This is a genomic window from Vibrio sp. 10N.261.55.F4, from assembly GCF_041470465.1.
Lineage (GTDB): Bacteria > Pseudomonadota > Gammaproteobacteria > Enterobacterales > Vibrionaceae > Vibrio > Vibrio crassostreae_C.
The window spans coordinates 58,448-72,220 of record NZ_JBFRMM010000020.1; the positions used below are offsets into that span (position 1 = coordinate 58,448).

General features: G+C 44.1%; 13 protein-coding genes. 6 read left to right on the forward strand and 7 right to left on the reverse strand.

The genetic code is table 11. The features are described 5' to 3' along the window. The first annotated feature begins 337 nt into the window (after positions 1-337). Together AB4249_RS10440 and nhaD are read left to right on the forward strand one after the other, a co-directional pair. Positions 338-514, forward strand: coding sequence for a hypothetical protein (locus AB4249_RS10440; protein WP_017061524.1), 177 nt, complete (start codon positions 338-340; stop codon positions 512-514). 254 nt (positions 515-768) lie between these two features. Further along, a complete protein-coding gene (gene nhaD, locus AB4249_RS10445; protein WP_017061523.1) occupies positions 769-2,208 on the forward strand; it encodes a sodium:proton antiporter NhaD in 1,440 nt (479 codons plus the stop codon). A gap of 14 nt (positions 2,209-2,222) precedes the next feature. Here nhaD and AB4249_RS10450 read toward each other — a convergent pair whose 3' ends face one another. The 3 genes from AB4249_RS10450 to AB4249_RS10460 all read right to left on the reverse strand — a co-directional run bounded on the left by AB4249_RS10450 (position 2,223) and on the right by AB4249_RS10460 (position 4,665). Next, the gene (locus AB4249_RS10450) at positions 2,223-2,609 is read right to left on the reverse strand and encodes a hypothetical protein (protein ID WP_017061522.1); all 387 of its coding nucleotides are present in this window, start codon (positions 2,607-2,609) and stop codon (positions 2,223-2,225) included. A 171-nt stretch (positions 2,610-2,780) separates the two neighbouring features. Further along, positions 2,781-3,263: a methylated-DNA--[protein]-cysteine S-methyltransferase gene (locus AB4249_RS10455; protein WP_017061521.1), complete on the reverse strand. Its 483-nt coding sequence runs from the start codon at positions 3,261-3,263 to the stop codon at positions 2,781-2,783. Between the two features lie 25 nt (positions 3,264-3,288). After that, the gene (locus AB4249_RS10460) at positions 3,289-4,665 is read right to left on the reverse strand and encodes an AlkA N-terminal domain-containing protein (protein WP_372103014.1); all 1,377 of its coding nucleotides are present in this window, start codon (positions 4,663-4,665) and stop codon (positions 3,289-3,291) included. A 236-nt stretch (positions 4,666-4,901) separates the two neighbouring features. On the opposite strand from AB4249_RS10460, the gene AB4249_RS10465 reads away from it, so the two are divergent. Then, entirely contained in the window at positions 4,902-5,105 is a 204-nt protein-coding gene (locus AB4249_RS10465; RefSeq protein WP_017061519.1) for a hypothetical protein, read from the forward strand. A gap of 183 nt (positions 5,106-5,288) precedes the next feature. Here the strand turns inward: AB4249_RS10465 and AB4249_RS10470 are convergent, their stop codons facing one another. Beyond that, complete coding sequence (locus tag AB4249_RS10470) at positions 5,289-6,179, reverse strand: LysR family transcriptional regulator (protein WP_017061518.1); 891 nt, start codon at positions 6,177-6,179, stop codon at positions 5,289-5,291. 154 nt (positions 6,180-6,333) lie between these two features. Between AB4249_RS10470 and AB4249_RS10475 the strand changes: the two genes are divergently transcribed. Beyond that, positions 6,334-6,687, forward strand: coding sequence for a DUF413 domain-containing protein (locus AB4249_RS10475; RefSeq protein ID WP_017061517.1), 354 nt, complete (start codon positions 6,334-6,336; stop codon positions 6,685-6,687). Positions 6,688-7,293: 606 nt separating this feature from the next. Then, positions 7,294-8,094 carry a glucosamine-6-phosphate deaminase gene (gene nagB, locus AB4249_RS10480; RefSeq protein WP_017057618.1) on the forward strand — a complete coding sequence of 267 codons (801 nt, stop codon included), beginning with the start codon at positions 7,294-7,296 and terminating at the stop codon, positions 8,092-8,094. A gap of 261 nt (positions 8,095-8,355) precedes the next feature. Here the strand turns inward: nagB and AB4249_RS10485 are convergent, their stop codons facing one another. From AB4249_RS10485 to AB4249_RS10495, 3 genes are all read right to left on the reverse strand, one after another. Further along, the gene (locus tag AB4249_RS10485; RefSeq protein ID WP_017065079.1) at positions 8,356-8,892 is read right to left on the reverse strand and encodes an MltR family transcriptional regulator; all 537 of its coding nucleotides are present in this window, start codon (positions 8,890-8,892) and stop codon (positions 8,356-8,358) included. 50 nt (positions 8,893-8,942) lie between these two features. Further along, positions 8,943-10,091, reverse strand: coding sequence for a mannitol-1-phosphate 5-dehydrogenase (locus tag AB4249_RS10490; RefSeq protein WP_009846102.1), 1,149 nt, complete (start codon positions 10,089-10,091; stop codon positions 8,943-8,945). Between the two features lie 183 nt (positions 10,092-10,274). Continuing rightward, positions 10,275-12,167 carry a PTS mannitol transporter subunit IICBA gene (locus AB4249_RS10495; RefSeq protein WP_017061513.1) on the reverse strand — a complete coding sequence of 631 codons (1,893 nt, stop codon included), beginning with the start codon at positions 12,165-12,167 and terminating at the stop codon, positions 10,275-10,277. 570 nt (positions 12,168-12,737) lie between these two features. Here AB4249_RS10495 and AB4249_RS10500 point away from each other — a divergent pair. Continuing rightward, positions 12,738-13,604, forward strand: coding sequence for a glycerol kinase (locus AB4249_RS10500; protein ID WP_372103016.1), 867 nt, complete (start codon positions 12,738-12,740; stop codon positions 13,602-13,604). Positions 13,605-13,773 lie beyond the last annotated feature (169 nt).

Consider the following 13,773-nt stretch of genomic DNA (forward strand, 5'->3'; position numbering starts at 1 on the left):
CAAAACTAAACAAATATTGCTTCAACAGCGCAACCAAAAACGCACACAATCACCACACAAGTCTGGCTTCTAGTGAGAAGTTTTTACCTAGTGCGATCTCTGATAATGCTGTAAGAGATCTCTTACATTGTTTTTCTGGTCAATTTTAATTCGATTATAATACAGAGACTTAAAAGGTGATTTTGCTTCCAGAACGCAACCGTTTTCCCTTAGTTGATTGAGTTTTGAGCCAAGCGCAAACAGTGAGCCATTTTATAAAGAATTTGAGCTTAATTCGAAATTTCAGCCCTCAGAGGTGCTATAGACTTCGCGCAGCCAATATAGAAGGAGAACGGTGATGACTATGGAAATGAGAACGCTTAAATATCAAGTAATGGGCAAAGGCATGTGGATCACTGCAACAGTATCTCGCGTAGTAGCGGACAAACTTGCGCTTGAATACCAATCCTATGGCTGGCCTGTTGAAGTATGTGCAGCAGAACAAACACTGACGTTTGATCTCAATGCTGCATAATGTTGGCAATTTCGAATAAGCTCTATCGGCACTGAGTCCGGTAGGGCTTTTTCTTTGGTCTTTGGTCTTTAGTCTTTAACTTAAGTGTGGAAGACAGTAATTTTGAGTATGTAAGACCGTATTTCGTTCACATCACAGTCTATTCCTTTCATTATAATCTATTGAATTATTAAGATATCTATCACACTGCACATGGTTATTTAGGTCTACTCTTTTACCCGTGTTAATAACTTATTAACTTCGGAGCGTAATCCATGTTAGGTATCCAGCTTTCTGCTGTTCTCTCTTTGTTACTCTTTTCTTCGGTAGCAGGTGCTGCCACTTCTCAGTTGGGAGAACCACTCAAGCTCACCAACTCATTCGCTGGCTACCTATCCCTGACCATTTTCGTTGTCGCCTACATCGTGGTGATGATGGAAGAGTACCTAAAGCTCCGAAAATCTAAGCCAGTGTTACTTGCAGCAGGACTGATCTGGATAATCATTGGTTTTATCTACCAAGAACACAACCTTGTTGAAGTCGCTAAGCAAGCACTCGAACACAACTTACTGGAATACGCTGAGCTGTTACTTTTCCTACTCGTCGCCATGACCTACATCAGCGCCATGGAAGAGAGAAGACTGTTTGATGCGCTGCAAGCGTGGATGGTGGGCAAAGGCTTTAATTTCCGCTCTCTGTTCTGGCTAACCGGTATTCTGGCCTTCTTTATCTCACCGATCGCCGACAACCTCACCACAGCTCTATTGATGTGCGCCGTGGTTCTGAAAGTCGCAGGATCTAACCCTAAATTCGTTAACCTAGCCTGTGTGAATATCGTGATAGCCGCTAACGCTGGCGGCGCGTTCAGCCCATTCGGTGACATCACAACGTTGATGGTGTGGCAGGCTGGTTATGTGAGCTTCAGTGAATTCATTCCCTTATTTATTCCTTCAGTGATGAATTACCTCGTCCCTGCAATGATCATGTCTTACTTTGTTCCCACAACCCAACCCGACACGGTGCATCAGCACGTTGAATTAAAACGCGGTGCAAGACGCATCGTGTTGTTGTTCATCATGACCATCGGCACTGCGGTTGCTTTCCATGCCGTACTCCACTTCCCTCCAGTAATGGGCATGATGATGGGGCTGGCGTATCTACAGTTCTTTGGTTATTTCTTGCGTAAGACCTTACCAAATTCACTGGCGAAGAAAAAAGCGGTGGCGATTGCCAACAATGATGGGGGGGCATTGAAGCGACTCGGTTCAGTCGTGCCCTTTGATGTATTTCGAAGAGTGTCCCATGCCGAATGGGACACTCTGCTGTTCTTCTACGGCGTGGTAATGTGTGTAGGTGGCTTGAGTCTACTGGGATACTTGGAGCTTGCCTCTGGCGTGATGTATAGCCAATGGGATCCAATTTGGGCCAACATCATGGTGGGGATCTTATCTGCGATTGTCGATAACATTCCGGTGATGTTTGCCGTGTTATCGATGGAACCTCAAATGTCGATGGGTAACTGGCTACTGATCACCTTAACCGCAGGCGTTGGCGGCAGCTTGTTATCTATTGGTAGTGCGGCAGGTGTGGCGTTAATGGGCGCGGCGCATGGCAAATACACCTTCTTTGGCCACTTGAAATGGATGCCAGTGATCATGATTGGCTATGCCGTCAGTATCGCTGCACACCTATGGCTTAATGGCGATCTTTTCTAATTCGGAGATCTTTTCTAGTTCGAACTGTCTTTCACAGGCTTATCTACAAGTGTCCAGACGTTACTCAATTGTATCGCTGGACATTGGTTGCAAGTTAGCATCTCGCCCTTCTGTTGAATGCGCATCACTAGTCTAGAGTCAGTTCGGCTGCTTCCAGAATTGAATTCAATGGTGATCAAGTCATCATCAACACGATAGGTTCGAGTCACGGAATTATCCGTTGTTTGATAAGTCACTTGCCCGGATTCAAAAAGTAGATAACTGTCATTATCTGCGTTCTCATACATACCTTTGAACAGAGCAAGCTGTGGAACCTCGAAAGGTCGGCTGGTATCAGTTAAACAACCTGTCAGCAATAATGCAGAGCTGCAGCCAGATATTAGTAAGGGGAATCTATTCATTTGGGCATCCTTGCCTAGAGAACATAGTCAAAGAATATGCAACCAAATCGATATTTCCCAGAAAGCGTTGATTTTAATGCAAAGTCATATTTTAAGAACCACTCGCCTTCACCATTAAGTAGTACGAGATATTCAGCCAGCATCTCGACAGGCTCATGGCTAAATCGCTTGCTAGTCTTGCTCTCTTCCCTCTATCACCAATAAGTGCTGTTTACGTTCTACGCCACCTGCATAACCCGTCAGTTTGCCGTTTTTACCAATCACACGGTGACACGGCACAATCACTGAAACCGGATTTTTGCCATTCGCCAAACCCACAGCACGAACGGCTTTCGGATTGCCTATCGCATCGGCCAGTTGTGCATAGCTCCAAGTCTCTCCATAAGGAATGGTCGTCAGCGCCTGCCAAACCGACTGCTGAAATGGCGTGCCCTTGGCTGCAATCGGCACAGAAAACTGAATAGCTTCGCCCGAGAAATAGCGATTAAGCTGCTCGATAGCCAATGCAAAGATCGGAAAGCTATCATCTTGAACACCCAACGGTTCCGGCTTGGTGGTATGTGTCTCGAACCAAAGGCCGAGCAAGCCTTCATCGTTCGCCTGTAACGTCACGGTTCCCAATGGGCTCTCATAGTAAGTAAAACGGTTGTCCATGATATCTCCTAGCTTAGTATTCCGATTAAGACTGATTCCAACAGTGGAACGTGGCGTAACTACCCCAAGGCGAAACACTCTCCGTGTTGATGGCGGGGCGATGCTCAATAAACTTCTTCACCACCAAGTCACCAACCAACAGATGATTAGGTTCGCTTAACCCGCGAAGCAGTGCATATTGAATAGTCCAAGGCCCAATCCCTTTTAGCTCAATCCATTTGGAAGGATGCTCAGCTTCATTGTCGACCATGTATTCGGCAAAACGCTTTAGGGTCTCTTTGCGGCTTCCCGGCATTCTCAAGAAGCTAACATCAGCGTCCGCTATCTGTTTTGGTGTTGGGAAGCTGGCTTTCTCATGTTCATCAGAAAGCTCTTTGACCAATAAGTTAAGCTGACCAATCGCCGCGGTTACCGAAACTTGCTGTCCTAGAATCGCTCTCACGCCTGCCTCCCAAGCACTCCACACGCCAGGAATACGGATACCACTCTTAGCCACCAAGTTAGGATCGATAGTCGTAAAGAACGTCTCAACCTTGGCAATATCGACATCAAGATCAAACATACGGCGGATATTCGCAATCAAGCTTCTTAATTGGCTTATATCATCCAACTCGAATTCAATATCCAAGCGGTTATCTTTGGCTAAAGTCGCCTTGAACCAACCCTTTGACCCGTTCACATTTACCGTGCGCTTATAATAATCTTCGCCAACGCCTTCTAAGCCCTCAATCATTCTTCGTCGATAAAACCTCAACAAGTGGTTCCAATCTAAGGGTCCATGAAAACCAAGCTGAATATGATTACTCTGAGTGTCACTTGGCTTCGCTCGCCTAATTTGGCTTGGCGAAAGCTGCAGCTCTTTTTGAAAGGCATCATTAAAACGGCGCGTACTATTGAAGCCACTAGCAAAGCCGACATCAGTAATGCTCATGCTACTGTTGTGCAGCAACTGCTTGGCAAACATCAATTGACTGTACAGACTATATTGCTTGGGTGACACGCCGATGTAATTGTCGAATAAGGTTCGTAAATAACGATCTGAAATACCTAACCGCGTTGCAAGGTCGACGATAGATCCTGAATTCAGAGCGCCATTATCAATCAACTGCATCGCACGTAAGAAAGTGGTTTCGACGCCCTTCCAAGCCGGCGAAAAAGGTGCGCTGTCTGGTCGACAACGTAAACAAGGACGATATCCCGCTTTCAATGCTTGAGCTTGATGGGAAAAATATTCGACGTTTTCTTCTTTGGGTGGTGTGGCTGGGCAAATCGGGCGACAAAAAATTCCTGTCGTTTTCACCGCTGTAAAAAACATCCCATCAAAGCGAGCATCTCGTGCATATCGAGCCAAATGGCACTGCTCACTGGTTAAGCTGCTGTTGTGATTGATCTTTTTCGACATGCCGTACTCTTCCCACTTACCATAGCGTTTGATCCGATACCTAAAAGTTTACCGTGAACCACCATTGTCGCTAGCCACTTTCGGAAGCGAAGGTCAGATAAATCACAAAAAAGGGTTTTAATTTTGTTCAATTCGACTAAATTTAACCTAGAGAGGGCATTCTTCTCACAACGTCAACGATCGGTACTTAGCACGCCAAGATGCAGAGACCTATCGAATATAAAAAGGAAAAGGCTATGGTTCTACACACATGTCGTATTGTTTTATCAAATCAACAGGTTCTCACCAGTCAATCAGTCGAGCAGTCTCTAAGCTTTCTTGAAGACAAAGCGGACAACGGGATTTCTATGATCGAGATTGACGCAACGGATGGCAATCAAATCCATTCGTACATGTCACACTCTCTTGAAGAGTCTATTGAGAATCTAATGAACCTATAGGGCTTTTAATAAAGGCTACACATACCAGGCCTAAACGATATTTATGGAATTAGAAACGATCTCTAGTTCCGAAAAGAAGTACATTTCTGGTTTAAAACAAAAATGGCTCCCAACTATACAATTAGTTGGGAGCCATTTTTTATTGAATCTAATCAGCAAAGCCACTGCTTACCGCGAATGCCGTTACTCAGGTGCTTGTTCAGCGGCTTGCTGCAATGTGTAAGCCGTCGATGGGTCAATCTCATTAACCAACTTCTCAACCTGCATGATCGCATCAACCGAGGTACTGCTTTTACGGTAGCTCAGATAAATTGGGAGATACCAGTCTTCAACCCCTTTCACCTTGTGCAGCTGACCCGAATCGATAAAAGGTTCGACTAGAGACACCGGAAGATACGCACTGCCGCCTTTCTCTAAAATGAAATCGAGGGCGATACGGGCTGTAGAGGTACGTAGGTACGGTGCTGGCACTTTAGGGTGACGTTCTGCGTGTTCAGAACCAAAGCGCGTTCCCCAATCCACATAAACATACTTATGTTGAAATACAGATTCCAGATCATCTTGCTGCGTTGATACCAACACCAAAACCAAGTCAGCGACTTTTTTACAGTTCAGCTCTTCTGCTTTGATCTGATCGAACGCGAAAGCCATATCTAAGGTTCGTTCTAACAAATTACGGTTCAGTTGCTCGCGCCCCATCACCTCTGCCATAAAGCCGTAACCACCAAAAGAGTCGGTTACCACACTTAAACAGTTTTGCAGATACGCATCCCAAATATTCGGCGTGCCGCCCAGCGTTAACTGCAAGGCTTTACCACTCTCTAACGACAGCTCAAATTTGGCTTGTTGTAGGGTGGACACCATCACTTCGGCATAACCAATCAAACGTTCACCGGAAGATGTGAGTTTGATGTTATTGCGGTCACGAATGAAGAGCTGAGTATCAAAATAGCCTTCAAGCTGTTTGATCCGCGCACTCACCGCCGCTTGTGTTAAATACAAGTTTTCAGCTGCACGCCCAAAATGGCGCACCCTTGCAACCTCAAGAAAGGTTCTAAATACTTTCACATCCATCAAATACATCTCTGTAATAAATCTGCTAACTAGCCGATCTAGGATTGTTTATCGTAAAGGCAAAAACATTTTGTTTCCTATTTTAGCCTTTTAACAATATTTTCGCGTGAGCAATAAACACTAATTTCTATCTAACCACATTACTGAGGCTGATATGTCTGAGACCGAATTCCGACACGGAAAAAAACGTTTTTATGACACCATTAAATTCCCGAGAGGGTTCGCTAAGTCGGGTGATTTTACTCTTTCAGAAGAGGAAATCCTAACCTTGTTTGGTGACACTATGCTTGCACTTGAAACTGGTGAACTAGCACCAATCAATGCAGAAGAAAAACACTTCATTAAAGTGTTGTCTCACCCTCATAAGGCAAAGTCCAAGTTAGAGCGTGTTTGGTTGAAGTACATTCAACTGGCTCGTGGACGCCGTCGCTTTCACACCCTAAACGGCTGCAAACGCGGCGACGTATCTAGGGAAGAATACGAAAGTGAGTTAGTGTTAGAAGATTAGTAAAATCGCTCAAAGTGATACCTCATCACTTTGGGCTTTTTTTTGCCTTCAAACACACATCTTCTTTGTAATTGGTAAGTTTAGCCAACCTATCCATTTTTACCAATATTTATATACAATTCATAGCGATAGCGTGACTAAAACACAGCTCTCGTTCAATCTTATGGGTATTCATCCCACTGAGATTCATCGTTCTTCATCCTGCCCCTGTCTTTTATCACGATAGCGCTCCATTGCCATCATTATTTTTCTAGTTTCAACTATACGCTCAACGCTTATTTATACTCGAAACACGTTAATGCACCAAAATTCGTCAATGGTTCGAGCGATGCCATTATTGCAATAATCGTATCAAGGCATAGAAACACACCAACCCTTTCAGGTGCTGAATTAGATCAACATTGCTGTATATGACAAACGTATTAATCTTGTTTAACGCCACCAAATATCCATACAATAATTGTGCAATTTTGAGAGTTCCAGTCACAGTTACGACGAAAAAAGCAAAAACTTGACCTAAAACAATAGCGGAACTGGATAACTTATTTTATAATGCGAATTAATGTTTCAGAACACTATAAAATTTTATTTCTAGGGGCAAAATCAATGAGACTTATTCCATTAAGCAACAAAGCTAAAGTAGGTAAATGGGCTGCTCGTCATATCGCAGATTCAATCAACAAGTTCGCTCCAACGGCTGAGCGTCCATTTGTACTAGGTCTTCCTACTGGTAGCACACCTCTAACTACTTACGCTGAGCTAATTGAACTTTACAAAGCTGGCGAAGTTAGCTTCAAGCACGTTGTAACATTCAACATGGATGAGTACGTTGGCATCGACCCTAACCACCCAGAGTCTTACCGCACATTCATGCACGAGAACTTCTTCAACCACGTTGATATCCAAGCAGAAAACATCAACCTGCTAGACGGCAAAGCTGAAGATATCGATGCTCACTGTGCAGCATACGAAGAGAAAATCCGTTCATACGGCAAAATCAACCTATTCATGGGCGGCGTAGGCATCGACGGTCACATCGCATTCAACGAACCAGGTTCTTCTCTATCTTCACGCACTCGTATCAAAACGTTGACTGAAGACACTCGTATCGCGAACTCTCGTTTCTTCGATGGCGACATCAACCAAGTTCCTAAATACGCACTAACTATCGGTGTTGCTACTCTTCTAGATGCTGAAGAAGTGATGATCCTTTCTCTAGGCCACAACAAAGCTCAAGCGCTTCAAATGGCTATCGAAGGTTCTGTAAACCACATGTGGACTGTTACAGCTCTACAGATGCACCGTAAAGCTATCATCGTTGCTGATGAGCCAGCTCAACAAGAGCTAAAAGTTAAGACTCTACGCTACTTCCAAGAGCTAGAAGCTGAGAACATCCAAGACCTATAATTCCTATAGTCTTGAATAGCAGGGCGTTTTTATAAAGAGAGCGTCTTGAATAGAAAAAGCCACTGAATGTGGCTTTTTTTGTGCCTGCTGCTTTTGTATTTAATGGGAAGATATTTCGGATATTTTTTAGAAGCACAAAAACAACAAAGCGATTTCTCCAACGAGAGAAACCGCCATCATTTTAATCTTTGTATTGAAACGAACCAACAACTACAAGATATGTAGGGTGTGAAACAAGATAAGCAGGGCTGCAAACTAGAGCTAAGAGCTCAGCGCGTTATCTCGGCACAAGGTAGTGATAATGTCAGTGATAGCTAATACGATCGTCGACTTCACCTTTTGATTATGTCGCCCCAAGAACATTTCAAGCATTGGGCCAGACATGGTTTCCACCATCTCCGCGTCATATTCGATAGGCATAATACGCTGAATCGCGTGCACCTTGTTGAGCTCAAATATCACATCAACTTCTGTGAAGCTGGTGTCTTCACCCTGTATTTTCGCCCACTCTTTCAAGGTAACGAAAACCTCGAGATCGTCGTAGAGTTCTTTACTGATCACGCCAAGCCCGAGTAGCAACTTAGCACGAATCATGATCTCGCCTAACGGCCCACCACTGTTGAGAAGTGGCTCGACAACGAACTTAATTGCAGTGTCGTCTTTCTTAAAGATGTTTTTTAATACGGCATCTACCGTGTCGTCCAATGCATCATAAGCAGCCATTAGGCAGGCGCCAGCACTCTCAGCTTCCGAAAGGGCTTCGAGTAATTCAGTTTCATGGCTTGTTTGTATTGGCATAACGGCTCGACAATAAGAAAGTGCCACTGGTGTGGCACTTTGATGGTTTATCATTTCAATGCTAGATAAGCTTCTTCCGCTAGTTTAACAACTTCTGAGTCACTATTCAGCTCAGAATAATGCGCTAATGTCTCAGCAAAGCCTTTTTCTGCGAACATTGCTTGAAGTTCAACCGCTTGTGGGTCGTCTTCGTTCTTGTAATGGAACGCAGCAGCGATTGCTTTTACTAGGTGAGCATTCGGTAGGCCGTACTCTAATGTACCGTTTAGAGGCTTAACTAGGCGGTCTTGCGGGCTCAGTTTACGAATTGGCTGACGACCAACGCGGTCTACTTCATCACGTAGGAACGGGTTAGCAAAACGACCTAGAATCTTTTGGATGTAGGCAGCGTGTGCTTCTGGATCAAAGCCGTAACGCTTAATCAGAACCGCACCACTCTCTTCCATCGTCGCTGTTACTTCAGCGCGGATTACGTCATCTTCGATAGAGTCTTTAATAGTCTCATGACCTGCAAGCACACCAAGGTATGCCGTTACCAAGTGACCTGTGTTTAGCGTGAACAGTTTACGCTCAACGAAAGCCATTAGGTTATCAGTGCATTCCATTCCTGGGATGTTTGGAATCTCACCTTTGAATTGTGTTTGATCTACGATCCACTCGCTGAACGTTTCAACCGTTACCGCTAGAGGATCTGTTTCGCCCGCTTCTGCCGGTGGAACAATACGGTCAACCGCAGAATCAACAAAGCCAATGTGCTCTTCAGTGAACGCTTTCATTTCATCAGAAAGGTGCTCTAACACGGCTGCTTTTAATTGGCTAGTACCGCGAACCATGTTCTCTGCCGCGATGATGTTCATTGGTGCAGTGTTGTTTGCTGCTGCACGCTTTTCAATGCCTTGAGCGATAGACTTAGAGATGATTTTAAGAACCGTAGGGCCCACTGCAGTCGTCACAAGATCAGACTCAGCAATGCAATCTACTACTGCGCTTGTCGCTGAGTTTACTGCTGTCACGTTCTTAACAACTTCGACAACACACTCTTCGCCAACAATCTTAACTGGGTATTCTTGGCGTTCAATTAACGCATTTACAACCGTTTCATTTACGTCAGCAAACGTAACCTTCATACCAGCATCAGAAAGAAGCTTACCAATGAAACCACGACCGATATTACCTGCACCAAAATGTAACGCTTTCATAATTTTGACCTTATAAATATTTGAATCTAGATAGCTAACTGCTCAACAACATGCCTTGACGATGTGCCCTAGGCATTAAGCAGTAAGCTATTCAGACTGAATCTTGTTAGAAAGATTAAGACCGAAAATGAGGCCAGTAGGGGGATACCGGCCTCCTTCACTCAGGAGCTTGACTAGAGCTTTTTAGTTTCCGTTGAGAATACGTAGAACATCAGCAGGGTTTGTTGTGTTCTGTAGGCATTCCACAGCTTCTTCATCATCGAGTGAATTGGTAATAGCCATCAGCACCATGTTGTGCTCATCGCCTTGTGCGGCAATACCGATAACCATCTTCGCGATATCATCTTCATCTTCGCCCCACTGAATACCTTCAGGGTACTGACAGAAAACGATGCCGGTTTTTTGTACGTACTGTTTCGCTTCGATTGTGCCGTGTGGTACTGCGATAGACTCACCTAGGTAAGTAGACACAAGCTCTTCACGAGCAAACATGCCATCTACGTATTCTGGTGATACGTTGCCAAGTTTTACTAATTGTTCGCCAGCAAACTTGATTGCGTCTTCTTTTTGAGTCGCTTTAAGGCCAAGGAAGATGCTGTCGTCTGTCAGTGCAAGCTTGTTGCCTTCTTGTGCTGGAGCTGCAGCAGGCGCCGGAGCTTCTACTTTCGCTTCACCACTTTGAGCATCGACAAGTTCAGCAACTAGTTGGTCGTATACACCGCCGTCTAGGAAGTTGCTTAGAGACATATGCATCGCACCTGGCACAGTGCTACGAGCACGGTCTGTTAGGTCTTTATGCGTAATAACGATTTGCGAATCAGCCGGTAGATTGTTGATTGCGTAGTTGGTCACTTCAATGTCTAGGCCAGCTGTTGCTACTTTCTTACGTAGTAGACCCGCACCCATTGCACTTGAACCCATACCCGCATCACACGCTACATAAACTGCTTTTACATCCGCTAGGTTTACGTTTGCTTCTGATGCTGCACCTTTAGAAGACGCTTTCATGTCTTTCATTTGTGCAGAAGCTTTCTCTAGTGAATCTTCCTCATCATCTTGCGCTGATGTTTTAAGGAGGATTGACGCTACAACAAACGATACTGCCGTTGCTGCGATAACCGATAGAATCACGCCGATGTAAGAGCCTTTTGGCGTCATCAGTAAGACTGCGAAGATAGAACCTGGAGATGCTGGAGAGATAAGGCCAGAATCGAACACTACGTTAGTGAATACACCCGCCATACCACCTGCGATTACCGCAAGAATTAGACGTGGGTTCATTAGAACGTAAGGGAAGTAAATTTCGTGGATACCACCTAGGAAGTGGATGATAGATGCACCAGCAGCAGATTGCTTCGCGCTACCTTTACCAAACACCATGTAAGCAAGTAGAAGACCAAAACCAGGACCTGGGTTTGCTTCGATTAAGAAGAAGATTGAACGACCAATCTCTTCAGATTGCTGGATACCTAGTGGAGAGAAGATACCGTGGTTGATTGCGTTATTTAGGAATAGAATTTTCGCAGGTTCAACAAAAATAGATGCTAGAGGTAATGCACCTGCTTCTACCATTGCGTTTACGCCAGCAGCAAGTCCGCCAGATAGAATCTTAACCGCAGGACCAATCACGATGAACGCGATGATCGCACAGATCATGCCGATGATACCCGCAGAGAAGTTATTCACTAGCATTTCGAAACCACTCTTCACTTTACCGTGAACAGCTTCATCGAATTTCTTAATTGCGATACCACCTAGTGGACCCACAATCATTGCACCCATGAACATTGGGATATCAGTACCAACGATAACACCCATTGTCGTGATGGCACCTACTACCGCACCGCGGTCACCACCAACCATTTTACCACCGGTGTAACCAATCAATAGTGGCAATAGGTATGTAATCATAGGGCCAACCATTGATGCTAACGTTTCGTTAGGCCACCAACCGGTTGGGATGAATAGTGCAGTAATGAAACCCCACGCAATAAATGCGCCGATGTTTGGCATTACCATATTGGATAAGAAACGACCAAAGTTTTGAACCTTAATCTTTGCTTCTGGTGATAACATAGGTAGAACCCCGTAATGTATTGGTTGGTCAAATGACCGAAAGTGTGTACTCAAAAGTCGATTAAAATGTATCACAACATTTCCAAAATGCACCTTAGCCCAACTTTCGTGACAACCATCACATACGAAAAACACTTTAGGGTTAACAAGAGCACTTTAGATCACAAAAACACCATGAATTTAAATTACAAAGCCAAATTAATGAGAATAAATATCATTAACACAAGATATAGATCACACTTTATTTTGTAATACTTAAAAATAAATAGTGATCAAAATCACACTTAATAAAATATAGCATCTAAGATCTATATAAACCGTATAAAAGAACATCGTGTCACGTATAGAAAATATGCATCCAGATGAGCAGAATCGCTAATCATGTAATTTAATTACAGAAAGAGCCACATTTCCCACAAAATCAAAATCAGACATGACTTTCTACTAAAAACATAGACCAGTGAGCAGCAGTTGGCATTAGTAGATGTGATATGGTACTCGCCTGTGCTATCACATCATGTATCTCACCAAAACCCATCAGCGGATCACTCTGCTATTTGAGAAAAGACTATGTCAGACAAAATTTCCACATCCGCACTCGCTAAACAAAAAGGCATAGAAGCTAAAACTTTATTTAGCGATCTAAAAACAGCGGGTTATATCGTGCGCTCACAAGAGCGCTGGGTTCTTACAGAACGAGGAGAAAGCTTTGGTGGGGAATATGTCGAACATAAGAAGTTCGGTATCTTTATTGTCTGGCCAGAGAAACTTCTTATCGATTTGGATTCATTCTCAGGAAAAACACTCACCGCCACCCAGCTTGGCAGTGCCTTTCAACTCAGCGCAAAGAAAATCAACTTACTGCTCAACGAGCTTGGTTGGATAACAAAAGAAGAAGACGGTTGGCATGTCACCTCTACAGGCTTAAAAGCCGGAGGTGAACAAAGAGAAGACAAAGCGACTCAAAACTTATTCGTGGTATGGCACGACTCATTGGTTCGCAATAAACGTTTAAAGCAGTCTGTTGTTGAATTCCTAGGGCATGATGCTGAAAGCCACTCGACCGATGTGTCATTCTCCAGTTTTCGTCAGAAATTTGAGGCGAAGCACCGAAGCTTAGACGGGCATTATGTTCGATCAAAGGGAGAGCTGATCATTGATAACTGGCTTTATATGGCAGGAGTGGTCCATGCGTACGAGCGTCCGCTTCCGATATCAAAAGAAGTGATCAGCGATTTTTATCTACCAAGTGGCAAAGTATACATCCAGTTCTGGGGAACTGATTCTGCGCCAATCGCCGAAAATAAACGTGAAGCTACGAGAAAAATCTATGAAGAGCATGGTTTTGGTTTAATCGAAATCACGCCAGAAGATATCCCCAACCTAGACAGCGTACTTCCGCCATTATTGCGCCAATATGGTATCAAAGCGTACTAAGCTACTGAATCTAGAGATTCCACCTCCATTAAGATCACACTTATTGAATCATTATGGACATTATTAACCATAGTGATTTGATATGTTCGCTATTTTTCCCGAGTCATTCTTCTATTATCTTACACCCATCGACTTGAGCTACCGCAGATACTCGATTTATTGGGGCATG